Origin of the sequence: Nocardioides alkalitolerans DSM 16699 (assembly GCF_000426525.1) — a bacterium.
Lineage (GTDB): Bacteria > Actinomycetota > Actinomycetes > Propionibacteriales > Nocardioidaceae > Nocardioides > Nocardioides alkalitolerans.
In genome coordinates this window covers 640,146-664,350 of record NZ_AUFN01000010.1, presented here as the reverse complement: position 1 = coordinate 664,350, position 24,205 = coordinate 640,146, and the positions used below count along the sequence as shown (strand labels likewise).

Here is a 24,205-nt window from a genome sequence, read left to right as displayed (position 1 = left end):
GTCCCCGTCGTGCTGGTGAGAGGAGTCCGCTGCCATGGTGCAGGTCTGGCGTGCGTTGTCGGAGGTCCCCGACGACCTCGGGCGCACCGTCGCCGTCATCGGCAACTTCGACGGCGTCCACCTGGGTCACCGCCACGTCGTACGACGTGCGCGCGAGGTCGCGGCCGACCTCGGGATCGACCGGGTGGTCGCGGTGACGTTCGACCCGCACCCGATCGCGGTCCTGCGCGCCGAGCACGCCCCGCCCACGCTCAGCACCATCGAGGACCGGGTGGCCCTGCTGACCGAGGCGGGCGTCGACTCCGTGCTGGTGGTGCCGTTCGACCGTGACGTGGCCTCCTGGACCCCCGAGCAGTTCGTGGACCGCATCCTCGTGGACGCCCTCCACGTGCGCGGTGTCGTGGTCGGAGCCAACTTCCGGTTCGGCCAGCGCGCCTCCGGCGACGTGGCCACCCTGCGCGAGGCGGGCGAGACCCGCGACTTCGTGGCCGAGGGGATCGCGCTCGACGGCGGCCCGCAGGTCTGGTCGTCCACCTACGTGCGCAACTGCCTCGCCGCGGGCGACGTGGAGGGGGCCGCCGAGGCCCTGGGCCGCCCGTTCACCGTGCGCGGCGTCGTCGTCCAGGGCGACCAGCGCGGCCGTGAGCTGGGCTACCCGACGGCCAACGTCCCGACCACCGGCCTCGCCGCGGCGCCCGCCGACGGCGTGTACGCCGGCCGCCTCCACCGGCTCGACACCGGCGACGTCCTGCCCGCCGCCATCTCGGTCGGCACCAACCCCACGTTCGACGGCGAGCGCGAGCGCCGTGTGGAGTCCTACGTGCTCGACCGCGACGACCTCGAGCTGTACGGCGTCGAGGTCGAGGTCGAGTTCGTCGCCCGCATCCGCGGGATGGTGCGCTTCGACGGCGTGGACGCCCTCATCGTGCAGATGGCCGACGACGTCCGCCGGACGCGCGACCTGCTCGCCTGACCACCCCTGACCACCGCCGACCTCCTCGGCCCCGCGCGGCCGCTCCCGCCGTACGCGCCCGGCGGTTCGCGGTAGGTGACACCCGTTCCACGGGTACGAGGTACCGCGAACCGCCGGGACCGCGCGAGCCCCCGAGCGCCCTCGGCGCGACACCCCGTACGACGAACGCGCCCACCACCCCGGAGGGCGGTGGGCGCGTCGGCGTGCGTCAGGGTGCGGTGGCTCAGTCCTCGGCGTCGAGGTCCTTCTCGACCAGCGCGACGATCGCCGCGACGGCGGCCTCGTCGTCGCCGCTGACCTCGACCGTGTCGCCGTGGCCGGCGCCGAGGGTCATGATCATGAGGGCCGACGCGGCGTCGACGGGCTCGTCGCCCGGCACGCCGATGGTGATGTCGGCGTCGAGCTCGTCCGCGGCGTCCGCGATGATGCCGGCCGGGCGGGCGTGGAGGCCGACGGCGGAGCCGACGACGGCGGAGACGGTGGGCATGGAGCGTCCTCTCGTGCGGGGGAGTGCGGTCGTGGTGCGGGTGGTGCGGTCAGACGGTCGCAGGCGTCCGGGTCTCGGCCACCGCGGGGGCGGCGGGCTCGGTCGCCACGGCGACCTCGGCCTCCGGCAGGGGAGCCCGGGTGAACGTCTTGAGCGCCACGACCGCGGCCGCGCCGGCGACGGTGCCGACGGCGAGCGAGATCAGGAAGCCCACCACGTTGCCCACGGCGAAGAGCACGAAGATGCCGCCGTGCGGGGCACGCACCGAGACGTCGAGGGCCTGCGAGAGGCCACCGGTGATGGCGCTGCCGAACATGATCGCGGGGATCACGCGCAGCGGGTCGGCCGCGGCGAACGGGATGGCGCCCTCGGTGATGAAGGAGGCACCCATGAGCCAGCCGGCCTTGCCGTTCTCGCGCTCGTTCTGCGTGAACAGCTTCGGGCGGACGACGGTCGCCAGGGCCAGCGCGATCGGCGGCACCATGCCGGCGAGCATGACGGCGGCCATGATCTTGAGCTCGGGAGCGTCGCTGGCGAGGCTCGCGCCACCGACACCGACGGCGGCGAAGCTGTAGGCGACCTTGTTGAGCGGGCCGCCCATGTCGAACGCCATCATCAGGCCGAGGATCACGCCGAGCAGGATCGCGTTGGAGCCCGAGAGCGAGTTGAGGCCGTCGGTCAGGTTCGTCATCACCCAGTTGATGGGCTTGCCGAGCACGACGATCATCAGCAGGCCCGCGACCACCGAGGTCACCAGCGGGATGATGAGCACCGGCATGAGGCCGCGCATCCAGCTCGGGACCTTCCAGCGCGCGATCCACAGCGCGATGACGCCGGCGAGCACGCCGCCGACGATGGCGCCGAGGAAGCCCGTGGCCGGGAGGCCGGTGGCGGGGTCGCCGCCGTCGGTCACGTTGAAGATGTTCATGGCGAGACCACCGACGATGAAGCCGGGGGCGATGCCCGGGCGGTCGGCGATCGCGTACGCGATGTAGCCGGCCAGGGCCGGGATGAAGAACATGAACGCGGTCTTGCCGATGATGAAGAGCAGCGCGCCCAGGTAGGCCGCGAGGCCGGAGCCGAAGAGCACGTGGTCGAGCCCGTACGTCGCGGGGTCGGGCAGGTCGGCCAGCGAGTGGTTGACGGCGATCTGGCCGTACGCGTTCGTGATGTCGTAGCCGCCGAGCAGGAACCCGAGCGCGATGAGCAGGCCGCCCGCCGCGACGAACGGGATCATGTAGGAGACGCCGGTCATGAGCACGCGCCGCGTGCGGCCGCCCCACGACTCGTTGTCGGTGCTCTTCTCGCCGGACGAGGCGTTGCCGCCGTCGCCCTCGACGCGTGCGGCGTTCGGGTCGCTGGCGGCCCTGAGGGCCTCCACGATCATCGCGTCGGCGTCGTCGATGGGGCGCTTGACGGACGAGCGCACCAGCGGCTTGCCGGCGAAGCGGCCGCGGTCCCGCACGCCGACGTCGACGGCGAAGATCGCGGCGTCGGCGGCGGCGATGACCGACGGGTCGAGCGGGGTCGAGCCGGCCGAGCCCTGGGTCTCGACGTGCAGCGTGACGCCGGCGCGCCGGGCGGCGGCCTCGAGGGCCTCGGCGGCCATGTAGGTGTGCGCGATGCCGGTCGGGCAGGCGGTGACGGCCACGAGGGACGGCGGGTTCGCCGACGTGCCGCTCGTCGCGTGCTTGCCGGTGGAGACCGGGGCGCCCGCGGGCACCGTCTCCTTCGCTGCGGGGGCGGCGGCGGGCATGGTGACGGCGTCGGTCACCAGGGCCACGACCTCGTCGGGCGTCGTGGCGGCGCGGAGGCCGTCGGTGAACGCCGGCTTCGCCAGGGCGCGGGCCAGCTGGGTGAGGATCTTCATGTGGAGCGCGTCGCCCGAGGCGGGCGCGGTGATGAGGAACGCCAGGTCGGCCGAGCCGTCCTTGGCCCCGAAGTCGGCCTTCGGCGCGAGCCGGGCGAACGTCAGGGTGGGGGCGTCCACGCCCGCGGTGCGGCAGTGGGGGATGGCGATGCCGCCGGGCAGGCCGGTGGACGACTTCTCCTCGCGGGCGAAGACGTCGGCGAGGACGGCCGAGGCGTCGGTCGCGCGACCGGCGTCGTCGAGCGTCGCGACGAGCGCGCGGATCACGTCGTCCTTGGACGAGCCCAGGTCGGCGTCGAGCCGGACCAGGGCGGGCGTGATCAGCGCGGGGCTGGTGTCGTGGGTCATGAGTCACCTCGGGTGAACGGAACGGGTCGTACGACGACGAGGTCCGGGCGGACCTGGTCGGGGAGGGGGATGGTCGTGCCGGGTAGTCCGGCGGCGGCGCTGCCGTAGGCGACGCCGAGAGCGAGGCAGTCGGCCGGGGCGAGCCCGCGGAGCCGACCGAGGAGGAAGCCGAAGAGGCTCGAGTCGCCCGCGCCGACCGTGCTGACCACGGTGGTCGGGGGCGGGGTGGCGTGCCAGGCGCAGACGCTGCCGTCGGCCTCACGGGCCAGCAGCACGGCACCGTGGCCGCCGAGCGTGGCGAGCACCGTGTCGACGCCGCGGGCCACGAGCTGGTACGCCGCGGCGGCCGCGGCCGCCGGGTCCCGCTCGAGGGTGGCGGCGTCGTCGCCGGTGAACGAGGCCAGCTCGTCGGCGTTGGGCTTCATCAGGTGCGGGGCCGCGTCGGGCAGCGCGTCGACGAGCGCCTTGAGGGGCGCGTCGCTCGTGTCGACGGCGACCTGGGCGCCGCGGCCGCGGAGGTCGGCGGCCATGCCGGCGTACCAGTCGACGGGTGCACCGGGGGGCAGCGACCCCGCGAGCACGACCCAGGTCGCTGCGGCCGCGTGCCGGACCATCGCGGCGGCGAGGGCGTCGAGCACCTCGGGGCCGGCCTCGGGGCCGGGGCTGTTGAGCTTGGTGGTGGTGCCGTCGGGCTCGGCGATCGTCACGTTGACCCGCACCGGGCCGGCGGGCGCGACGGGGCGGCAGTCGACGCCGGCGGCGAGCAGCTCGAGGACGAAGGGGTCCTCGCGGTGCGCGGGCAGGACGGCGACCGAGGGCACCCCGGCGCAGACGGAGGCGCGGGAGATGTTGACGCCCTTGCCGCCCGCCTGCGTGGTGGTCGTGGCGACGCGGTGGACCGCGCCCCGCTCCAGCGGCTCGGCGAGCGCGATCGTCTGGTCGACGCTCGGGTTCGGGGTGAGGGTGAGGATCATGCGACGTCGACCTCCAGGCCGGTGGCCCGCAGGCCGTCGAGCTCGTCCGCGTCGGCGTCGCCGCCGGTGACGAGCGTGTCGATCTCGCCGAGCTCGGCGAAGCGGCGGGTGTGCTCCTCGCCGATCTTGCTGCCGTCGGCGAGCACGACGACGGAGCGGGCGGCGAGCACCAGCGACCGCTTCACGCTCGCCTCCTCCGCGTCGGGGGTGGAGAGACCGTGGTCGGTCGAGATGCCGTTGACGCCCACGAAGGCGACGTCGACGCGCAGGGCCGCCAGTGCGAGCACGGTCTCGGGGCCGACGGCGGCGAGCGTGGTGGGCCGGACCCGACCGGGCAGGAGGTGCAGCTCGACCTGGGGGAGGCCGGCGAGCCGGGCCGCGATCGGCACCGAGTGCGTCACCACGCTGATGCGGTGGCCCGCGGGGAGCGCGGCGGCGAGCTGGGCGGTGGTGGTGCCGGCGTCGAGCAGGATCGTGCTGCCCGCGGGCGGCAGGTAGCGCAGGGCCCGCTTGGCGATCCGCTCCTTGTCGCCGGTGCGGGTGCGGCTGCGGTCGGCCACGCCGGCCTCCACCACGTGGAGGGCGTTCGCGGGGACGGCGCCGCCGTGGACGCGGCGGATGAGGCCCTGACGCTCGAGCATCGTGAGGTCGCGACGCACCGTCTCGGTCGTCACGTCGAACTCGTCGGCGAGCCCGGTCACGGACAGCCGTCCGGCCGCCGCCACCCGCTGGGCGATCGCTCCCTGCCGTTCCTCTGCGTACATGTCACCTCCCGTTGATCTGTGTTTGTGTTGTTCTATGCCCGAACGTGTTGACTGTCAAGGGGGTCGAGGCGGTAACTTGTGAGCATGGTCACCGGAGAAGCCGTCACGCCCGACGCCACGAGCCCCCACGTCCTGCGCGGCACCCCCGTCGTCCCCGGCGTCGCCCACGCGGCGGTCGCCGTGGTGGCGGGCGAGCTCGACGGTGCCGCCGTCGCCGCCTACCGCGCGTCCGCGCCGACCGACGAGGCCGCGGCCCTCGAGGCGTACGACGCGGCGGTCGCCCTGGTCGCGGACGGCTTCGCCACGCGGGCCTCCCACGTGGAGGGTGCGGCGGCCCAGGTGCTCACCGCCTCCGCCGGGCTGGCGCGCGACCGCGGGCTGCGCTCCGGGGTGCGCAAGCAGCTGCGGGCCGGCGCCGACCTCGTCGGGGCCGCCGAGGCGGCGGTCGACACCTTCGTCGCCCTCTTCGAGCAGCAGGGCGGCCTCATGGCCGAGCGCGTCACCGACCTGCGCGACATCGAGCGCCGCATCGTCGCCCGCCTCGCCGGGCTGCCCGAGCCCGGCGTGGTCATGCCCGAGACCCCGGTCGTGCTCGTGGCCGCCGACCTGGCGCCCTCCGACACCGCCGGGCTCGACCCGGCCGTCGTGCTGGCGCTCGTCACCGAGCGAGGTGGCGCCACCAGCCACACCGCGATCATCGCCCGCCAGCTGGGCATCCCGTGCGTGGTCGGCGTCGTCGGTGCGCTGGGCCTCGCCGACGGCACGACGGTGCTCGTCGACGGCACGGCCGGCACGGTCGAGGTCGAGCCCGACGCCACCGACGCCGCCGACCGGGTGGCGGCGGACGGTGCGCTGCGGGCCGCCACTGCCTCCTGGACCGGACCGGCCGCCACGGCCGACGGCCTCCGCATCAAGCTGCTGGCCAACGTCGCCGATCCCGGCTCCGCGGTCGCGGCGGCCGAGCAGCCCGTCGAGGGTGTCGGCCTCTTCCGCACCGAGCTCTCGTTCCTCGACCGCCCCTCCGAGCCGACGGTGGAGGAGCAGGCCGAGCTGTACGCCGCGGTCTTCGCGCCGTACGCGGCGGCGGGCCAGACGGTCGTCGTCCGCACCCTCGACGCGGGCTCCGACAAGCCGATCGCCTTCGCCACCCACGAGGGCGAGGAGAACCCGGCGCTCGGCGTGCGCGGGCTGCGCCTCGCTGCCGACAACCCGGACCTGCTCGTGCACCAGCTCGACGCGGTGGCCCTGGCGGCGGAGCGCTCCGGCGTGGACGCCTGGGTGATGGCGCCGATGGTGGCGACGCGCGACGAGGCTGCGGCCTTCGCCGAGCAGGTGCGCGCCCGTGGGCTGAAGGCGGGCGCGATGATCGAGGTGCCGGCGGCGGCCGTGCTGGCCCACCGGGTGCTGGAGGTCGTCGACTTCCTCTCGATCGGCACCAACGACCTGACGCAGTACACGATGGCGGCCGACCGCATGGCCAGCGACCTCGCGCACCTCACCGACCCGTGGCAGCCCGCTGTCCTGCACCTCGTGGCGATCACCGCCGCCGCGGGCCAGCAGGTCGGCAAGCCGGTCGGGGTGTGCGGCGAGGCCGCCGCCGACCCGCTGCTCGCCTGCGCGCTCGTGGGCATGGGCGTCACGTCGCTGTCGATGGCGTCGGGCGCCGTGCGCGCGGTCGGTGCCCAGCTGGCGCTCGTCACCGCCGAGCAGTGCGAGGAGGCGGCCGAGCGTGTCCTGGCCGCCGCCGACCCGACGGCCGCGCGCGAGGCCGCACGCGCCGTGCTGGTGCCGCGGGGCGAGTGAGCGCCGGGGCGCCGGACCGGGCATTTGGGCGGCGTCGCGGGTCGCTGCTAACTTTGTCAGGTTGCCGTCAGGACGGCCGCGGATTCGAAGTGCCCGGGTGAACAGGCCCCGGCGCGCCGCGCAACGAGCTGGAAGGAGCCCCGCATGTCGATCGGAACCGATGCGGAGACCAAGAACAAGATCATCGCGGAGTACGCGACGACCGAGGGCGACACCGGTTCGCCCGAGGTGCAGATCGCGCTGCTGAGCCACCGCATCGCGCACCTCACGGAGCACCTGAAGACGCACAAGCACGACCACCACAGCCGTCGTGGTCTGCTGCTGCTGGTCGGCCAGCGCCGCCGGCTGCTGAACTACCTGGCCAAGACCGAGATCGCACGCTACCGCTCGATCATCGAGCGCCTCGGCCTCCGCCGCTGAACCCGCCAGGAGCGGCCGCCCCTCGGGTGGCCGCTCCTGCTGCATCCGGCGGGCGCCAGCCGCTATCGTCGGAGGCACGGGTCCCGCATCGCGACGGTGCGGCACCCACAACTGAATGTTCTGACACCCACCAGGAGCGACCCGCACCGATCCGGCCCGGTCCTCGGTAGTGGCCTTCGGGGCGCCCGTCACTCGCGACGCGAGCAGACGGCCTCGCCGCGGGCCTCGATCGAAGACCGGCACGCAGACCGCGGGACCTCGAGGAGGCTCCGCCGTCGTGCGGACTCATGCGCGGATCGCTCCGCTCACAGAAGAGGGACTCACACCCTTGACCGACTCCACCCCCGCCGGGCCCGTCATCTCCGCCGTCGAGACCGTTCTCGACAACGGCAAGTTCGGCACCCGGACCGTCAAGTTCGAGACCGGGCTGCTCGCCCGCCAGGCCGCCGGCTCCGTCACGGCCTACCTCGACGAGGACACGATGCTCCTCTCGGCCACCACGGCCGGGAAGCACCCGAAGGACCACTTCGACTTCTTCCCCCTGACGATCGACGTCGAGGAGCGGATGTACGCCGCGGGCCAGATCCCCGGCTCGTTCTTCCGGTCCGAGGGTCGCCCGGGCGAGGACGCGATCCTCACCTGCCGCCTCATCGACCGCCCGCTGCGCCCGACCTTCAAGAAGGGTCTGCGCAACGAGGTCCAGGTCGTCATCACCGTCATGGCCCTCAACCCGGACCAGCCGTACGACGTGCTCGCGATCAACGCCGCGTCGCTCTCCACGCAGCTCTCCGGCCTGCCGTTCTCCGGCCCGGTCGGCGGCGTGCGCGTCGCCCTCATCGACGGCCAGTGGGTCGCGTTCCCGACCCACAGCCAGCTCGAGACCGCGGTCTTCGACATGGTCGTGGCCGGTCGCGTGACCGACACGGGCGACGTCGCCATCATGATGGTCGAGGCCGAGGCCACCGAGCAGACCTGGTTCCTCGTGCAGGGCGGCCAGCAGGCCCCCACCGAGGAGGTCGTCGCCGGCGGTCTCGACGCCGCCAAGCCCTTCATCAAGCAGCTGTGCGAGGCGCAGGCCGAGCTGGCCAAGGCCGCTGCCAAGCCCGTCCAGGACTTCCCGGTCTTCCTCGACTACGAGGACGACGTGTACGACGCGGTCGAGGCGGCCGTGAAGGCCGACACCGCCGCGGCGATGCAGATCGGTCCGAAGCAGGAGCGCGAGGAGAAGCTCGACGAGATCAAGGCGGCCCTGCTCGCCAAGATCGGCGCCGACTTCGAGGGTCGCGAGAAGGAGATCGGCGCCGCGTTCCGGTCGCTGAACAAGCAGCTCGTCCGCGAGCGCGTCCTGCGCGACAAGGTCCGCATCGACGGCCGTGGCCTCGCCGACATCCGCCCGCTGCACGCCGAGATCGACGTCATCCCGCGCGTCCACGGCTCCGCGCTCTTCGAGCGTGGCGAGACGCAGATCCTCGGCGTCACGACGCTGGCGATGCTCAAGATGGAGCAGCAGCTCGACACCCTCTCCCCGGAGAAGTCGCGCCGCTACATGCACAAGTACGTCTTCCCGCCGTTCTCCACCGGCGAGACCGGCCGCGTGGGCTCGCCCAAGCGCCGCGAGGTCGGCCACGGAGCGCTCGCGCGCCGCGCGCTGCTCCCCGTCCTCCCGGGCCGCGAGGAGTTCCCCTACGCGATCCGCCAGCTCTCCGAGGCCATGGGCTCCAACGGCTCCACCTCGATGGGCTCGGTCTGCGCCTCGACGCTCTCGCTGCTCCAGGCCGGCGTGCCGCTGCGCGCGCCCGTCGCGGGCATCGCGATGGGTCTCATCTCCGGCGAGGTCGACGGCCAGCAGGCGTACGTCGCGCTGACCGACATCCTCGGCGCCGAGGACGCGTTCGGCGACATGGACTTCAAGGTCGCCGGCACGCCCGAGTTCGTCACCGCGCTGCAGCTCGACACCAAGCTCGACGGCATCCCGGCGCCGGTCCTCGCGGCCGCGCTGACCCAGGCGCGCGACGCCCGCCTGGCGATCCTGGACGTCATGGCCGAGGCCATCGACGCCCCGGGCCCGATGTCGGAGACCGCCCCGCGGATCATCACCGTCAAGATCCCCGTCGACAAGATCGGCGAGGTCATCGGCCCCAAGGGCAAGGTGATCAACCAGATCCAGGACGACACGGGCGCGCAGCTCTCGATCGAGGACGACGGCACCATCTACATCGGTGCCAACGACGGGGTCGCGGCCGAGGCCGCGCGCGCCGCCGTCAACGCGATCGCCAACCCGACCATGCCCGAGGTCGGCGAGCGCTACCTCGGCACGGTCGTCAAGACGACCAACTTCGGCGCGTTCGTCTCGCTCATGCCGGGCAAGGACGGCCTGCTGCACATCAGCAAGCTGCGCTCGCTCGCCGGCGGCAAGCGTGTCGACACGGTCGAGGACGTCGTCTCGGTGGGCCAGAAGGTCCAGGTCGAGATCGCCGAGGTCGACGACCGCGGCAAGCTGTCGCTGATCCCGGTCGTCGAGGAGTCGGCGTCCGCCGACGCCGACGCGCCCGCCGAGGGCGACGCCGCGGAGTGACCTCCGTGCGTCCCACGCACCAGCCCGGTCCGGCCGGCCAGCAGTCCGCTGCTGGCCGGCCGGCCGCGTTGGCGGCCTCCCCGGTGCCCTCCCTCACCCACGCCCCCGGTGCGACCCCGCTGCCGCCCGGTGTGCGCCGCACGGTGCTGCCCAGCGGGCTGCGCGTCGTCACGGAGCACGTCCCGGGCGTCCGGTCGGCGAGCCTCGGCGTCTGGATCGGCGTCGGCTCGCGCCACGAGACCCCGTCGCTGCACGGCGCCTCCCACTTCCTCGAGCACGTGCTCTTCAAGGGCACCGCGGAGCGCTCGGCGCTCGACATCTCGGTCGAGATGGACGAGGTCGGCGGGGAGATGAACGCCTTCACCGCGAAGGAGTACACCTGCTTCCACACGCGGGTGATCGACTCCGACCTGCCGCTGGCCGTCGACGTGCTCGGCGACATGCTGACCTCGTCGCGCATCAGCGACGACGACGTCGAGGCCGAGCGCGAGGTGATCCTCGACGAGATCGCCATGCACGACGACGACCCCGACGACGTGGTGCACAACCTCTTCGCGGCGCAGGCGTGGGGCGACTCGCCGTACGGGCGCCCGATCGCCGGCACCGAGGAGTCGATCGCGGCGCTGAGCGCCGCCCAGGTGCGCCGGTTCTACCGCCGCCACTACCGCGCGGCCGGCACCGTCGTCGCCGCCGCGGGCAACGTCGACCACGACGAGGTCGTGGCGATGGTGCGGCGGGCGTTCGGCCGGAACGACTTCCTCGCCACCGAGAGCCTGCCGGCCCCCACGCCCCTGGCCGGTGCCGCCGCGCGGCCCGCCGTACGGCGCGTGCACCCTGGCCGGTCGACGGCCAGCCGCGGGTTCGAGCAGGTCAACGTCGTGCTCGGCATGGCCGGTCTGGCCCGCGCCGACGAGCGTCGGTTCGCGCTCGGCATCCTCACCACCGGCCTCGGCGGCGGCACGTCGTCGCGGCTGTTCCAGGAGGTCCGCGAGCGACGCGGGCTGGCCTACTCGGTCTACGCGTTCACCACGCAGCACGTGGGCGCCGGGCTGGTCGGCGTGGCCGTCGGCTGCCTCCCGGCGAAGGTCGACGCGACGCTGGCCACCGTGCGCGCCGAGCTGGCGCAGGTCGCCCGCGACGGGCTCGACGCCGACGAGGTACGGCGCGGGGCGGGCTCGCTGCGGGCCGGGCTCGTGCTGGGCCTGGAGGACACCGGCTCACGCATGCACCGGCTCGGCAAGGCCGAGCTGCTGGGGGAGCGGCTGCTGGGCGTCGACGAGGTCATCGCCCGCGTCGACGCGGTGACGGTCGAGGACGTCTCCGCCCTGGCGCGCGAGCTGTTCACCCGGCCCGAGGTGATGGCGGTCGTCGGACCCGCCTGACCCGCCTGACCCGGGTGGAGCGTCGGCGCGTCAGATCTGGGCGGTCACGCGCTGGCCCACGACCGCGACGACGGCGGGCGTGCTGCTCCGCGCGACCGAGACGCGGAACCCGCCGGACGTGAGCCCGGCGGACGCGGCCTCGACGATGCGCCGCAGGCCCTCGGGGCGGGTGGCTTCGTAGAAGAGGAACAGCTTGCCGCCGGGCAGCAACTTCTCGTGCAGCAGCGCGATCTCGTCCGGTGCCTCGCGCACCCAGAAGAGGTTCACGTTGAACGCGAACGCCTTGTGGAGCCGCTTCACGGGCACGCGGAGGGTGGCAAGGTCGATCTGGCGGACGGTGAGGCGACCCGCCTCGACGTGGGCCGCGCAGCGGCGCTTCGTGCGGTCGACGCCCGACTCGGAGCGGTCGATCGCGAACAGCTTGCCGGTGTCGAGGCGCGAGCAGACCAGCTCGGCCGCCGCGCCGGGGCCACAGCCGATCTCGAGGATCTGGTCGCCGGGCTGGACGTCCATCACGTCCACTCCCCACCGGATCCGCGCCGGGATCGTCTGCTGCCTCATGGGTACAGCCTGCCACTCGACGCCCGCTCGTGCAGGCACCGCCACGGTCGCGGACACGATCGTCGCCCCGGCGGGGGGCCACGTAGGTTGGTCCCCCGTGAGCGAGAACGAGACGGAGACGACGCGTCGCAGGGTCGGCGTGCTGGGTGCGCGGGGCAAGGTCGGGCGGGAGATCTGCGCCGCGGTGGCCGCCGCCGACGACCTCGAGCTGGTGGCCGAGATCGACGCCGGCGACGACCTGGCGACGCTGACCGCGGCCGGCGCCGAGCTGGTCGTCGACTTCACCCACCCCGACGTCGTGATGGCGAACCTCGAGTTCTGCGTCGCCCACGGCATCCACGCGGTGGTGGGCACGACCGGGTTCGACGACGAGCGGCTCACGCGCCTCGACGCCTGGCTCGCCGACGCCCCCGGCACCGGCGTGCTGATCGCGCCGAACTTCTCGATCGGCGCCGTGCTGATGATGCGCTTCGCCGCCGAGGCCGCCCGCTTCTACGAGTCGGTCGAGATCGTCGAGCTGCACCACCCGACCAAGGCCGACGCCCCGTCGGGCACCGCACGCCGTACGGCGGAGCTCGTCGCCGCGGCCCGCCGCGAGGCCGGCTGCGACCCCATGCCCGACGCCACCTCCACGAGCCTCGACGGCGCCCGGGGCGCGAGCGTCGACGGCGTCCCGGTGCACGCGCTGCGGATCCGCGGGATGGTGGCGCACCAGGAGGTCGTGCTCGGGGGACCGGGGGAGACCCTCACGATCCGGCACGACTCCATGGACCGGGCGTCGTTCGCGCCGGGCGTCCTCGTCGGCCTCCGGGCCATCGGCGCCCACCCCGGTCTCACGGTCGGGCTGGAGCACCTGCTCGACCTCGACTGAGGCCGCACCCGCCCCGGTGGGCGGTCACCCCGTGACGAGGCGCAGCAGCGCGGCCGTCGCGGCCGCCAGGACGACGACCACCAGGAAGTTGGCCCGCAGCAGGAGCGCGACGACCGCCACCGCGAGACCGGCGGCCCGGGCGTCGACGACGACGGAGCTGCCGTCCGCCGCCGTCTGCACGGCCACCAGGGCGGCCAGCAGGGCGACGGGCAGGGCCAGGGCCGCCCGCCGTACGAACGGGCGCTCCAGCACCCCTGTGGGCAGCGAGAGCCCGGCCAGCTTCAGCAGGTAGCAGCCGGCGGCCAGCGCCAGCAGCGCCGCCCACGTCGTCGTCACGCGTCCGCCCCCTCGGTCGGCGCAGGGCGCCCGGGCAGCGCGGCGGCGACGAGCGCCACCGACGCGGCCGCGAGCACCGGTACGCCGGCGGGTGTCGCCGGGACGAGCACCAGGGCGAGCGCGGCGGCGACGAGCGCCACCCGACGGGCCGAGGAGTCCTGCAGGCGGGGCCACAGGAGCGCCAGGAACGCGGCGCCCACCGCGGCGTCGAGCCCGTAGGTGCGGGGGTCGCCCAGCGCCGTGCCCGCCAGGGCCCCGACGAGCGTCATCAGGTTCCAGAGCGCGAAGACGGCACCGCCGGTGACCAGGAAGCCGACGCGCGCGTCGGGCACGGTCGACGCGGTGCCGGCGACGGCGCTCGACTCGTCGATCACCAGGTGCGCCGCTCCGGCGCGACGCCACCCCCGCCAGGCGAGCAGTGGCGTGAGCCGGAGCCCGTAGAGCGTGTTGCGCGCGCCCAGCATCAGCCCGGTGGCGGCACCCGACCATGGGGAGCCGCCGGCGGCGAGGACGCCGATGAACGCGAACTGCGAGGCACCCGTGAAGACGAGCAGCGACAGGGCGCAGGTCTGGAGCACGCTCAGGCCGGAGGTGACGCCGACGGCACCGAACGACGTGCCGTAGAGACCGGTGGCGAGCCCGACGGCGAGCCCCTCGCGCACGAGCGCCCGGCGGTCCGGGTGGGGCGAGGTCACCGGCGCACGCTACCGCCCGGGGTGGGGCAGGTGGGCCGGGTCTCGGGCCGGGTCTCGGGCCGGCCTTCGGGTCGGGGGCTACCGGTGGGAGAAGTCGTGCACGAGGACGAACGCGGCCGCCAGGCCGAGGGCGGCTCCGGTGGTGAGCGCGACCGGCATGACGAGGGGCACGGTGGACAGCAGACCGGCGATGACGCCGGCCGTCAGGAAGAGCAGGACGGCGACCGCGACGAGCACCCTGCGGTGCAGGCGGGGCAGGGGACCGAGCAAGGACGGGCTCCCTTCGGAGGGTCGCTCACGCGAGAGCTGTGAGCCGCATCACACTAGGCCCGTCGTCCGAGGAGTTCAAGTGCCGGGCGGGCGGGGCGGCCTCAGGCAGGGTCGGTCAGACCGGCGTGGAGCCGGACCTGGCGCACGACCCGGCGACCCGTGCCGTCGGCGTCGAGCTCGCGGTGGGCGCCGTCCGGACCCCACCCCGAGGAGGTCAGGAAGGCGCGCCCGGTGTCGTCGTCGCTGTCGAGCCAGGCGCTCACGCGGCTGAACCGGTCGGCCTCGAGGGTCTCGACGCAGGCATGGAGGAGGCGGGAGCCGTGGCCCTGCGCGCGGTGGGCGGGGTCGACGGCCAGCTCGGCGAGCTGCGCGTCCCGCACCGGGTCGGCGTCCGGGTCGGGATCGGGCTGGAGCACGGCGTACCCCACGAGGGCCGGACCCTCGAGGGCCACGAGCACGCGGTTGCGGCTGTCGCCCGGGCGGCGCAGCGAGGTGTCCCAGGTGGCGGCGACCTCGGCGTCGGACGGCAGGCCCACGCCGGGCCCCCCGGAGGCGGGGGAGCCCAGCCGCTCGGCCCAGTAGGTGAGCTGGAGGCGCGCGAGGGCGGGCGCGTCCTGCGCCCACGCGACGCGCACGGACCGACCGCCGAGGTCGCTCACACGGCCCCGTGGCCCGGGTGGCCGTGCCCGGTCGTCCGGATCACCGGTAGGTCTCGGGGAGGCGGGCGCCGATCTTGACCTGCGGCTTGGGCAGGCGCATGGGCTTGATCTGCATGGAGCGGGTGACCGCGTAGAAGGTGAGGCCCTTGAGCGAGTCGTCGGGGAAGCGACGGCGCACCTCGCGCCGCATCTTGAAGCGCAGGAACGTCATGTCGAGCAGCACGAGCAGCAGCGTCATCATCAGGATGAGCGAGCCCGTGTTGGCGAGGTCGGCGCTGCCCGAGTACTGCATCACCAGCGAGATGACCATCAGCGGCAGGATCAGCTCGGTGAAGGAGAACCGCGAGTCGACCAGGTCGCGCACGAGGCGGCGCACCGGACCCTTGTCGCGCACCGGCATGAAGGTGTCGTCGCCGGTCTTCATCGCCTCGCGCACCTTCTGCTGCTTGGCGAAGCGGTCGGCGCGCTCGCGGGCCGTCTGCTCCTTGCGCGTGCGTGCGGGCTTGGCCCGGGCGCGGGCCGCGGCCTCCGCCTCCTTGCGCGTCGGGGTCGGTCGACCCTTCGCGCCGGCGCGGGGCACGACCTCCTCACCGGTCGTCGTGGGCGCAGCGGCCTCGGGGGCGGTCTTGCTGGTCGTACGACGGAACAACGTGAGCCTCACAGGAGCGGGACCGGAGCGGTGATGCGTCCACGGCGGCCGGGGCCGGCGGAGCGCGGGATCGGGGGCCACCCTACCGACCCCGACGCGGTCGCCCCACGGTCGCCCGGCTTGAGGTTTGGGCCTACTGTTGAGCGGGAAGCCGCATCACGGCCGTCGGTCGGTGCGCTGGGGGGTACGTCGTACCCGCCGCACCCGACACCGATGACGACGGCGCACACCGCGAGACGTCCCGAGGAGATGCCCCCGATGAGTCTGATGAAGCGCATGAGCCTGATCTTCAGGTCGAAGGCCAACACGGCGCTGGACCGCGCCGAGGACCCTCGCGAGACCCTCGACTACAGCTACCAGCGCCAGGTGGAGCTGCTGAGCAAGGTACGACGCGGCGTCGCCGACGTCGCCACCAGCCGCAAGCGCGTCGAGCTGCAGATCAACCAGATCCAGCAGCAGGCCGACAAGCTCCAGGGCCAGGCCCAGAAGGCGATCCAGGTCGGTCGTGAGGACCTCGCCCGCGAGGCGCTCACCCGCAAGTCGGGCCTCACCTCGCAGATCTCCGACCTCGAGGCGCAGCACGCGCAGCTCCAGGGCGAGGAGGAGAAGCTCACCATGGCGCAGCAGCGGCTGCAGGCCAAGGTCGAGTCCTTCCGCACCCGCAAGGAGACCATCAAGGCCACCTACACCGCGGCCGAGGCGCAGACGCGCATCGGCGAGGCGATGTCGGGCATCAGCGAGGAGATGGGCGACGTCGGCATGGCCGTCCAGCGCGCCGAGGACAAGACGGCGCAGATGCAGGCCCGCGCCGGCGCCATCGACGAGCTCATCGCCTCGGGCGCCCTCGACGACGCCTCCTCCATGAACCGCGGCGACGACATCGCCCGCGAGCTCGACGCCCTCAGCTCCAACGCGGACGTCGAGGCCGAGCTGGCCGCGCTGAAGGGTGGCGGCTCCGCCCCGCAGGCCATCGAGTCCTCCCCGCAGGGGGGCGACATCCTCCAGACCGAGCCGACGAAGCAGAGCGAGGGTGGTCAGGCGTGATCGTCCGCATCCTGGGTGAGGGCCAGTTCGACATCACCGACGCCTGCTTCGACTCGCTCAACGTGCTCGACGACGCGGTCGAGAAGGCCGTGGAGGAGAACGACGTCGAGGCGTTCCGCCCCGCCCTCGCCGCCCTCCTCGCCGGTGTGCGCGCCGAGGGCGTGCCCCACGCGGTCGACGCCCTCGACGAGTCCGACCTGATCCTCCCGCCGGAGGACGCCTCCATCGACGAGGTGCGCGACATGCTCAGCGACGACGGCCTGATCCCGGGCTGATCGCGACCTCGTGGCACGCACCCGCTTCCTGCCCGACCGGGGCCTCACGGCCCGGATGACCCTCGTCCTGTTCCTGCTCGGTGCCCTGTTCGTCGCGCTCGTCGTCGCGATCATGGTCGCGGTGCGGAGCCCGGGGCTCGCGGTGCTCGTGGGCGTCATCGGCCTCGGCATCGCCTTCTACCAGTGGTGGTCCTCCGACAAGGTCGCCATGCGCGCCATGCGGGCCCGGGAGGTCACGCCGGAGCAGGCACCCGAGCTGCACGGCATGATCGACCGGCTCTGCGCCCTGGCCGACATGCCCAAGCCGCGCGTCGGCGTGGCCGACATGGACCTGCCGAACGCCTTCGCCACGGGCCGCTCGCCGAGCCGGTCGGTCGTCTGCGTCACGACGGGCATCCTGCGGACGCTGACGGCGGAGGAGCTCGAGGGTGTGCTCGCCCACGAGCTGTCCCACGTGGCCCACCGCGACGTCATGGTGATGACCATCGCCTCGTCGGCGGGCATCGTCGCCGGGATGGTCACGCAGGGCGCCCGCTTCGGTGCCCTGTCCGGCGTCGGTCGCAGCCGCGGGAACAACAACAACGGCGGGGCGGCGGCCCTCGTCATCGCGCTCGTCGTGTCGCTGGTCGTCTACGCGGTGAGCTTCTTCCTCACGCGGCTGCTGTCGCGCTACCGCGAGCTGTGCGCCGACCGCGCCGGCGCCTACCTGACGATGAAGCCGGCCGCCCTGGCGTCGGCGCTGCAGAAGATCACCGGTGAGATCTCGATGATCCCGCAGCGCGACCTGCGCACCACGGGTGCCATGAACTCCTTCTTCATCGCCCCGGCCATCAGCGGTGCGACGGTCAAGACGCTCACCTCGACCCACCCGTCGCTCGAGCAGCGCCTCGAGCAGCTGGCGCGCATCCAGGCCGACCTCGGCAGCACGACGTACTGACACCGCACGGCGGGGAAGAGAGAGCGACGACGTGGGGTTCTGGGACGCCATCACCGGCCGGCGCGCGCCGCGCCAGGCGCGGCTCGACGCGCTGTTCGGGGTGCCGAGCGCCGCGATCACGCTGCAGGCGGCCGCCGACCTGGCGCCCACCGGCGTCGGCTCGGTCTGCTACCGGGCCGCCGAGGGGGCCGCGTTCTCGTCGGCCCAGGCCGACATCGTCGAGCTGCTGAACGGTGACCCCGAGGCGCCCGACGTCGAGCGCAGCGTCGACGAGTTCGGGTTCAGCTGGCTCGTCGTACGGCGCGACCCCAGCGACACCGCCGGGCTCTGCACCGACCTGCACGCCGTCAACGTGATGCTCGAGGAGCAGGGCTTCGGTCCGTCGCTGCTGTGCTCCGTGGTCGGGTTCGCCGGCGCGGGGGAGCGCCGGGTCGGCCTCGTCTACCTCTACAAGCAGGGCACGTTCTACGCGTTCGCGCCCACCGGTCCCCAGAGCCGTGACAACCTCCTGGAGATCAGCGTGCGCGACCACCTCGCCGGCGAGCTGCCGGTCGAGAAGGACCTGCAGCGGTGGCTGGCGCTCTGGGGTGCGCCGGGGCTGTGAGGCGGCACGCGGTGGTGGCAGGCACGACGGGGGTCAGGGCCGAACGGGAAGAGGTCGCACGATGAGCGTGGAACCGATGTCGCAGGTCGACGCGAAGATCGCCCAGTACGAGGTGCTCGAGGACGACTCGGCTCGCAACGAGCTGCAGTCGGTCGTCGAGATGGCGGCGTGGGTGGCCCAGGTGCCGCTCGCCACCATCAACCTCATCAGCACGACGCAGCAGCACCAGATCGCGACCGTGGGGTTCGACGGCTCCATCTGCCGGCGCGAGGACTCGATGTGCGCGGTGAGCGTGGCGGCCGAGGGGCCGGTCGTGGTGCCCGACGCCAGCGCCGACCCCCGCTTCGCCGAGAACCCGTTCGTCACCGGGATCCTGGGCGACGTGCGGTTCTACGCGGCGCACCAGCTGGTCACCCCCGACGACGTCGTCATCGGCACCCTGTGCGTGTTCGACACGGTGCCCCGTGAGCTCGAGGACTCGCGTCGGCGCGCCCTGCAGACGCTCGCCGACCGGGTGGTCGACCTGCTGGAGCTCTCGTTGCGCACGCGCGCGCTCGACGAGTCGCTGCGGCGGATGGCCCTGATGCGCGACGAGCTCGCCCGGTCGAACGAGCACCTGGCCGCGTTCGCCGGTCAGGTCAGCCACGACCTCCGCAACCCGCTCTCGACCGTCGCGATGTCGCTCTACCTGCTCCGCGAGCAGATCGGCGACGAGAACAACGGGTCGATGGTCGACCGGGCGCTCCGCGGCACCTCGCGCATGCAGTCGCTCATCGAGGACCTGCTGTCCTTCGCCCGGCTCGGCGGGGCGCTGCGGCGGGAGCCGGTCGACCTGCGGGTCGTCGTCCAGGAGGTGCTCGCCGACCTCGCCGTACCGCTCGAGGGCGCCGAGGTGGAGGTGGGCCCGCTCCCGGTGGTCTCGGCCGACCCGACGCAGATGCGGGCCGTGCTGCAGAACCTGGTGGCGAACGCCGCGAAGTTCACCGCGCCGGGCGAGCCCGCGCGCATCACCGTCGGCGCCCGCCCGGCACCGTCCTCGTGGCGGATCGAGGTGGGCGACCGGGGGCCCGGCATCGACCCGGTCGACGCGCAGCGCGTCTTCGACCCGCTCGTGCGGCTCGACGAGAAGGCCGAGGGGTCCGGCATCGGCCTCACGACCTGTCGTCGCATCGTGGAGGCCCACGGCGGCACGATCGGCCTCACGCCCCGCGAGGGGGGCGGCACGGTCGCCTGGGTCGACCTGCCGTTCGACTGAGCCGTCTCCGGCCCGGCCGCCGGGCCCCACGCCGTACGACGAGAGGCCCGCACCCTGCGCAGGGTGCGGGCCTCTCGTCGTACGGAGCAGCGGTGTCAGGCCGAGGGGGCCGAGGGGGCCGCGGTGCGGCCCGGCAGGTCGAGCATGCGCTGCAGTGCGACCTTGGCCCACTTCTCGGTCTCGGGGTCGACCGAGATGACGTTGGGCACGACGCCCGCCACCAGCGACTCGAGCGCCCACACCAGGTGCGGGAGGTCGATGCGGTTCATGGTGGAGCAGTAGCAGACCGTCTTGTCGAGGAAGGTGATGCGCTTGTCGGGGTGGGCGTCGGCGAGCCTCTTCACGAGGTTGAGCTCGGTGCCGATGGCCCACGAGGAGCCGGGCTCCGCCGCCTCGATCGTGTTGATGATGAACTCGGTGGAGCCGACGAGGTCGGCCTTCGTGACGACCTCGTGCTTGCACTCGGGGTGCACGAGGATCCGCACGCCCGGGATCGTGGCCCGCAGCTCGTCGACCACGGTCTCCGAGAAGCGGCCGTGCACCGAGCAGTGGCCCTTCCAGAGGATGACGCGGGCCGCGCGGAGCTCGTCGGCGGTGAGGCCGCCGTTGGGCTTGTGCGGGTTCCAGACCACGCACTCCTCGAGCGAGATGCCGAGCTTGAGCACGGCGGTATTGCGCCCGAGGTGCTGGTCGGGCAGGAAGAAGATCTTGGCCTGGCCCTCGGGGCGCTGGGCGAGCGCCCACTCGAGGGCGACGTCGGCGTTGGACGACGTGCAGACCGCGCCGCCGTTGCGACCGCAGAACGCCTTGATGTCGGCCGAGGAGTTCATGTAGGTGATCGGGACGATGTCGTCGGCCACCCCGGCGTCGGTCAGCGCGTCCCACGCGTCCTCGACCTGGGCGAGCGCCGCCATGTCGGCCATGGAGCACCCGGCGGCCAGGTCGGGCAGGATCACCTGCTGCTCGGGACCGGTGAGGATGTCGGCCGACTCGGCCATGAAGTGCACGCCGCAGAAGACGATGTAGGGCGCGTCGGGGCGCGCCGCGGCGTCGCGGGCGAGCTTGAACGAGTCGCCCATGACGTCGGCGAACGCGACGACCTCGTCGCGCTGGTAGTGATGGCCGAGGATGAACACCTGGTCGCCCAGGGCCTCCTTGGCGGCGCGGGCGCGGGCCACGAGGTGCGGGTCGGACGCGGGCGGCAGGTCGCCGGGGCAGTCGACGCCCCGCTCGGAGCCGAGGTCGCGGCCGCGGCCCAGCGGGAGGAGCGGCAGGTCGACGATGGTCATGGGGTCCATCGTAGGTCCTGCGGCAGGATGGCGACGTGCGTGTCCTCATCGCCCCCGACAAGTTCGCCGGCACCCTCACCGCCGGCGAGGCGGCGCGCGCGATCGCGGAGGGCTGGCGCCGCCACGCGCCGGACGACGAGGTCGACCTCGCACCGGTCGCCGACGGGGGTCCCGGGTTCGTCGACGTCCTCCACGACGCCCTGGGCGGCGACCTGGCCGCCGTAACCGTGAGGGGCCCGTACGGCGATCCCGTCCCCGCGACCGTCCTCGTCGTCGGCGACACGGCGTACGTCGAGTCCGCGCAGGCCTGCGGCCACGCGCTGTGCGACCCGGCGCGCGCCGAGGAGGCCGCCACGACCGGCGTCGGTGACCTGGTGCGTGCGGCGGTGGCGTCGGGCGCGCGCCGGGTCGTGGTCGGTCTGGGCGGCAGCGGGGCGAGCGACGGCGGCGCCGGGCTGCTGGCGGCCCTCGGCGCGACCGCGGACCGCCCCCTCGACGCCGGACCGCGCGGCCTGGCCGGCATCACCCGCGTGGACCTCGGTCCCGCCCGGGTGGCCGTGGCCGGTGTCGAGCTGCTCGCGGCCCGCGACGTCGCCGGACCGCTCACCGGTCTCTTCGGCACGGTCAAGACGTTCGGCGTCGAGCGCGGCGTCGCGGAGGAGCGCATCCCGGCGGTCGACGGGCTGCTCGAGGAGTGGGCGGTCGCAGCGGGCCGGCGGGTGTCGCTCGACGAGGGGGCCGGCGCCGCGGGCGGGCTGGGCTTCGCGCTGCTGCTCCTCGGCGCGACGAGCGAGCCCGGCGTCGACCTCGTGCTCGCGGCGGTCGGCCTGGCCGCGCGCAGCCGGGCGGCGGACCTGGTGCTGACGGGGGAGGGGCGCTTCGACTACGGCAGCCGGGCGGGCAAGGTGCCGTACGGCGTCGCCCAGGTCGCCGCCGAGGCCGTGCGGCCCTGCGTCGTGCTGGCGGGCGAGGTGCTGGTCGGCACGCGGGAGATGCGCACGCTGGGCGTCGAGGCGGCGTACGCCCTGGTCGACGAGGTCGGGGTGGAGCAGGCCCTGGCGGCGGCGTACGACGCCCTCGCGCTCACCGCGACGCGGGCCGCGCGGGCGTGGTCGCGCTGAGACGCCCGCACCCGTGGTCGAAACGGACCATGGTCCGCATCTGACCCCCCGCTGCCCTCGGGAATAGACCCGGGGTGTGTCACCATTGGAATCACTGCACGCACCAGTCGATTCCTTTGGGAGAGCGCACATGACCGAGCAGGTCGACATCCAGCCGACGACCGAGCGTCGTACCGACCAGATCAACCTGAGCGCCGTGGCCGCCTCGAAGGTCCAGAGCCTCCTGTCGCAGGAGGGTCGCGACGACCTCGCGCTCCGCATCTCCGTCCAGCCCGGTGGCTGCTCGGGCCTCCGTTACCAGCTGTTCTTCGACGAGCGCACGCTCGACGGCGACGTCGTCACCGACTTCGACGGTGTCTCGGTCGTCGTCGACCGCATGAGCGTGCCCTACCTCAACGGCGCCGAGATCGACTTCGTCGACTCGATCGAGAAGCAGGGCTTCACGATCGACAACCCGAACGCGACCGGCTCCTGCGCCTGCGGCGACTCGTTCCACTGAGCCGCTGACCGCGTGACGCCGGGCGCCCGCGCCCGGCACGACGAAGGCCCCCACCGTGATCGGTGGGGGCCTTCGTCGTCACCTCCCGGGTGCCGTGGATGCGTGAAACGCGGCGGGAGGAGCGGCAGGTGGCGCGCTTCGTCGCCGCCCCAGGCGGCGCGACGCGGTGCGGTCCTGGTGCTCGGGGTCAGTCCTGGTAGATCGCCGCGGCCAGCCGGGCGGCGGCCTCGCTGACCTGGATCTGCGGCTTCGCGGTCTCCCGCGGCTGGTCGGCGTACTCCAGCGAGGGGGCCGGTCGGAGGGCGGCACGGCGTACGCGGTCCGCGGGCGACGTCAGCGAGAGCCGGCGCGTGGCGGCCTGGCAGTCCGACCGGAGCTCGGCCGGAGCGGCCTGGTCGTCGTACGCGGGGCGCAGCGGCGTGCCGGTGGCGGTGTTCGGGCTCATGCTCCCCGACGCTAGGGGCTACCGTCGGGTACCCCCAGAGGTACTCGACGGTAGTGTTCCGCGGCCGCGAATCGGCACGCCCGCCCGGCTCGCGTAGGGTTCGCCGACGTGTCGCTCCTCATCACCGGCTCCATCGCCACCGACCACCTGATGTCCTTCGCGGGCAAGTTCTCCGACTCGCTCGTGGTCGACCAGCTCGACAAGCTGTCGGTCTCGTTCCTGGTCGACGACCTCGAGGTACGTCGGGGCGGCTGCGCCGCCAACATCAGCTTCGGTCTCGGCAACCTCGGGCTGCGCCCCGTGCTCGTCGGGGCGGTGGGCGAGGACTTCGTCGACTACCGCGCCTGGCTCGAGCGCCACCAGGTCGACTGCGACTCGGTCCGGGTCTCCGAGACCCGCCACACCGCGCGCTTCGTGTGCACGAACGACTCCTCGATGGCGCAGATCGCCTCCTTCTACGCCGGCGCGATGAGCGAGGCGCGGGAGATCGAGCTGAAGCCGATCGTCGACCGCGTCGGCGCTCCCGACTACGTGCTGGTCGGTCCGAACGACCCCGAGGGCATGCTGCGCCACACCGACGAGTGCCGCCAGCGCGGCTACGCCTTCGTGGCCGACCCCTCGCAGCAGCTGGCCTTCGGCGACGGCGACCTCATCCGGCCCCTCATCGACGGCGCCGACATCCTCTTCTCGAACGAGTACGAGGCCGCCCTCATCATCTCGAAGACGGGCTGGAGCCACGAGGAGGTGCTCGACCGCGTCGGTACCTGGGTGATCACGCTCGGCCCCGACGGCGTGCGCCTCGAGCAGAAGGGCCAGGAGCCGCTCGTCGTGGCCGCCGTGCCGGAGACGGCCAAGGTCGAGCCCACGGGCGTCGGCGACGCCTTCCGGGCCGGGTTCCTCGCGGCCCTCTCGTGGGGCCTCGGGCACGAGCGGGCGGCGCAGCTGGGCTGCCTGCTCGCCGTGTACGTCGTGGAGCAGGTCGGCACGCAGGAGTACAGCCTCGGCCGCGCTGCGTTCCTCGCCCGCCTCGAGGCGACCTACGGCGCCGACGCCGTCGCGGACGTCGAGCCACACCTGCGCACGCTGCACCCCTGAGGCG

The 24,205-nt window shown here is 73.6% G+C and carries 26 protein-coding genes; 14 read left to right on the top strand and 12 right to left on the bottom strand.

Features of this window, described 5'->3' with window-relative positions; all coding sequences use genetic code 11:
• Window positions 1-34 precede the first annotated feature (34 nt).
• Complete coding sequence (locus tag K329_RS0103855; protein WP_211225721.1) at window positions 35-973, top strand: bifunctional riboflavin kinase/FAD synthetase; 939 nt, start codon at window positions 35-37, stop codon at window positions 971-973.
• 223 nt (window positions 974-1,196) lie between these two features.
• Here K329_RS0103855 and K329_RS0103850 read toward each other — a convergent pair whose 3' ends face one another.
• The 4 genes from K329_RS0103850 to K329_RS0103835 are packed head-to-tail and all read right to left on the bottom strand — an operon-like array spanning window position 1,197 to window position 5,416.
• Window positions 1,197-1,460: an HPr family phosphocarrier protein gene (locus K329_RS0103850; RefSeq protein WP_028472030.1), complete on the bottom strand. Its 264-nt coding sequence runs from the start codon at window positions 1,458-1,460 to the stop codon at window positions 1,197-1,199.
• Between the two features lie 49 nt (window positions 1,461-1,509).
• On the bottom strand, window positions 1,510-3,678 hold the full coding sequence (locus K329_RS24390) for a PTS fructose transporter subunit IIABC (RefSeq protein ID WP_052336321.1): 2,169 nt from the start codon (window positions 3,676-3,678) through the stop codon (window positions 1,510-1,512).
• Window positions 3,675-4,652: a 1-phosphofructokinase family hexose kinase gene (locus K329_RS0103840; protein ID WP_028472029.1), complete on the bottom strand. Its 978-nt coding sequence runs from the start codon at window positions 4,650-4,652 to the stop codon at window positions 3,675-3,677. The genes K329_RS24390 and K329_RS0103840 overlap by 4 nt, the downstream gene beginning before the upstream one ends.
• Entirely contained in the window at window positions 4,649-5,416 is a 768-nt protein-coding gene (locus K329_RS0103835; RefSeq protein ID WP_028472028.1) for a DeoR/GlpR family DNA-binding transcription regulator, read from the bottom strand. Before K329_RS0103835 ends, K329_RS0103840 begins: the two co-directional genes overlap by 4 nt.
• 84 nt (window positions 5,417-5,500) lie before the next feature.
• Between K329_RS0103835 and ptsP the strand changes: the two genes are divergently transcribed.
• The 4 genes from ptsP to K329_RS0103815 all read left to right on the top strand — a co-directional run bounded on the left by ptsP (window position 5,501) and on the right by K329_RS0103815 (window position 11,596).
• Window positions 5,501-7,219, top strand: coding sequence for a phosphoenolpyruvate--protein phosphotransferase (gene ptsP, locus K329_RS0103830; RefSeq protein ID WP_052336320.1), 1,719 nt, complete (start codon window positions 5,501-5,503; stop codon window positions 7,217-7,219).
• 144 nt (window positions 7,220-7,363) lie between these two features.
• Window positions 7,364-7,639, top strand: a complete 276-nt coding sequence (rpsO, locus tag K329_RS0103825) for a 30S ribosomal protein S15 (protein ID WP_028472026.1) — start codon at window positions 7,364-7,366, stop codon at window positions 7,637-7,639.
• Window positions 7,640-7,967: 328 nt separating this feature from the next.
• Window positions 7,968-10,214 carry a polyribonucleotide nucleotidyltransferase gene (locus K329_RS0103820; RefSeq protein WP_052336319.1) on the top strand — a complete coding sequence of 749 codons (2,247 nt, stop codon included), beginning with the start codon at window positions 7,968-7,970 and terminating at the stop codon, window positions 10,212-10,214.
• 5 nt (window positions 10,215-10,219) lie between these two features.
• Window positions 10,220-11,596, top strand: a complete 1,377-nt coding sequence (locus tag K329_RS0103815) for a M16 family metallopeptidase (protein WP_028472024.1) — start codon at window positions 10,220-10,222, stop codon at window positions 11,594-11,596.
• A gap of 30 nt (window positions 11,597-11,626) precedes the next feature.
• On the opposite strand, the gene K329_RS24385 is transcribed toward K329_RS0103815, so the two are convergent.
• Window positions 11,627-12,157, bottom strand: a complete 531-nt coding sequence (locus K329_RS24385) for a class I SAM-dependent methyltransferase (RefSeq protein ID WP_043641953.1) — start codon at window positions 12,155-12,157, stop codon at window positions 11,627-11,629.
• Between the two features lie 97 nt (window positions 12,158-12,254).
• Here K329_RS24385 and dapB point away from each other — a divergent pair, with 97 nt between their 5' ends.
• Window positions 12,255-13,028: a 4-hydroxy-tetrahydrodipicolinate reductase gene (gene dapB, locus K329_RS0103805; RefSeq protein ID WP_052336317.1), complete on the top strand. Its 774-nt coding sequence runs from the start codon at window positions 12,255-12,257 to the stop codon at window positions 13,026-13,028.
• Between the two features lie 24 nt (window positions 13,029-13,052).
• Here dapB and K329_RS31400 read toward each other — a convergent pair whose 3' ends face one another.
• From K329_RS31400 to K329_RS0103780, 5 genes are all read right to left on the bottom strand, one after another.
• On the bottom strand, window positions 13,053-13,364 hold the full coding sequence (locus K329_RS31400) for an AzlD domain-containing protein (protein WP_028472022.1): 312 nt from the start codon (window positions 13,362-13,364) through the stop codon (window positions 13,053-13,055).
• On the bottom strand, window positions 13,361-14,059 hold the full coding sequence (locus K329_RS31395; RefSeq protein ID WP_028472021.1) for an AzlC family ABC transporter permease: 699 nt from the start codon (window positions 14,057-14,059) through the stop codon (window positions 13,361-13,363). Before K329_RS31395 ends, K329_RS31400 begins: the two co-directional genes overlap by 4 nt.
• Window positions 14,060-14,137: 78 nt before the next feature.
• Complete coding sequence (locus K329_RS0103790) at window positions 14,138-14,329, bottom strand: OapA N-terminal domain-containing protein (protein ID WP_028472020.1); 192 nt, start codon at window positions 14,327-14,329, stop codon at window positions 14,138-14,140.
• Between the two features lie 101 nt (window positions 14,330-14,430).
• A complete protein-coding gene (locus tag K329_RS0103785; protein ID WP_028472019.1) occupies window positions 14,431-14,988 on the bottom strand; it encodes a GNAT family N-acetyltransferase in 558 nt (185 codons plus the stop codon).
• A gap of 40 nt (window positions 14,989-15,028) precedes the next feature.
• On the bottom strand, window positions 15,029-15,649 hold the full coding sequence (locus K329_RS0103780; RefSeq protein ID WP_245596426.1) for a DUF3043 domain-containing protein: 621 nt from the start codon (window positions 15,647-15,649) through the stop codon (window positions 15,029-15,031).
• Window positions 15,650-15,895: 246 nt separating this feature from the next.
• Here K329_RS0103780 and K329_RS0103775 point away from each other — a divergent pair, with 246 nt between their 5' ends.
• The 5 genes from K329_RS0103775 to K329_RS0103755 all read left to right on the top strand — a co-directional run bounded on the left by K329_RS0103775 (window position 15,896) and on the right by K329_RS0103755 (window position 19,752).
• Window positions 15,896-16,681, top strand: a complete 786-nt coding sequence (locus K329_RS0103775; RefSeq protein WP_028472017.1) for a PspA/IM30 family protein — start codon at window positions 15,896-15,898, stop codon at window positions 16,679-16,681.
• Window positions 16,678-16,956: a PspA-associated protein PspAA gene (gene pspAA / locus K329_RS0103770; protein ID WP_028472016.1), complete on the top strand. Its 279-nt coding sequence runs from the start codon at window positions 16,678-16,680 to the stop codon at window positions 16,954-16,956. The genes K329_RS0103775 and pspAA overlap by 4 nt, the downstream gene beginning before the upstream one ends.
• Window positions 16,957-16,966: 10 nt before the next feature.
• The gene (gene htpX, locus K329_RS0103765; protein ID WP_028472015.1) at window positions 16,967-17,893 is read left to right on the top strand and encodes a zinc metalloprotease HtpX; all 927 of its coding nucleotides are present in this window, start codon (window positions 16,967-16,969) and stop codon (window positions 17,891-17,893) included.
• Between the two features lie 31 nt (window positions 17,894-17,924).
• A complete protein-coding gene (gene pspAB / locus K329_RS0103760) occupies window positions 17,925-18,497 on the top strand; it encodes a PspA-associated protein PspAB (protein ID WP_028472014.1) in 573 nt (190 codons plus the stop codon).
• A 61-nt stretch (window positions 18,498-18,558) separates the two neighbouring features.
• Entirely contained in the window at window positions 18,559-19,752 is a 1,194-nt protein-coding gene (locus K329_RS0103755; RefSeq protein WP_043641951.1) for a sensor histidine kinase, read from the top strand.
• 95 nt (window positions 19,753-19,847) lie between these two features.
• On the opposite strand, the gene nadA is transcribed toward K329_RS0103755, so the two are convergent.
• Complete coding sequence (nadA, locus tag K329_RS0103750; protein ID WP_028472012.1) at window positions 19,848-21,041, bottom strand: quinolinate synthase NadA; 1,194 nt, start codon at window positions 21,039-21,041, stop codon at window positions 19,848-19,850.
• A gap of 35 nt (window positions 21,042-21,076) precedes the next feature.
• Here nadA and K329_RS0103745 point away from each other — a divergent pair, with 35 nt between their 5' ends.
• Window positions 21,077-22,162 (top strand): glycerate kinase family protein, encoded by a 1,086-nt coding sequence (locus tag K329_RS0103745; protein ID WP_028472011.1) that lies wholly within the window; start codon window positions 21,077-21,079, stop codon window positions 22,160-22,162.
• A 130-nt stretch (window positions 22,163-22,292) separates the two neighbouring features.
• Window positions 22,293-22,661, top strand: coding sequence for an iron-sulfur cluster insertion protein ErpA (erpA, locus tag K329_RS0103740; protein ID WP_043641949.1), 369 nt, complete (start codon window positions 22,293-22,295; stop codon window positions 22,659-22,661).
• Between the two features lie 187 nt (window positions 22,662-22,848).
• Here erpA and K329_RS0103735 read toward each other — a convergent pair whose 3' ends face one another.
• Window positions 22,849-23,106, bottom strand: coding sequence for a hypothetical protein (locus K329_RS0103735; protein ID WP_052336315.1), 258 nt, complete (start codon window positions 23,104-23,106; stop codon window positions 22,849-22,851).
• 108 nt (window positions 23,107-23,214) lie between these two features.
• On the opposite strand from K329_RS0103735, the gene K329_RS0103730 reads away from it, so the two are divergent.
• Window positions 23,215-24,201, top strand: coding sequence for a carbohydrate kinase family protein (locus K329_RS0103730; protein WP_028472008.1), 987 nt, complete (start codon window positions 23,215-23,217; stop codon window positions 24,199-24,201).
• Window positions 24,202-24,205: the final 4 nt, after the last annotated feature.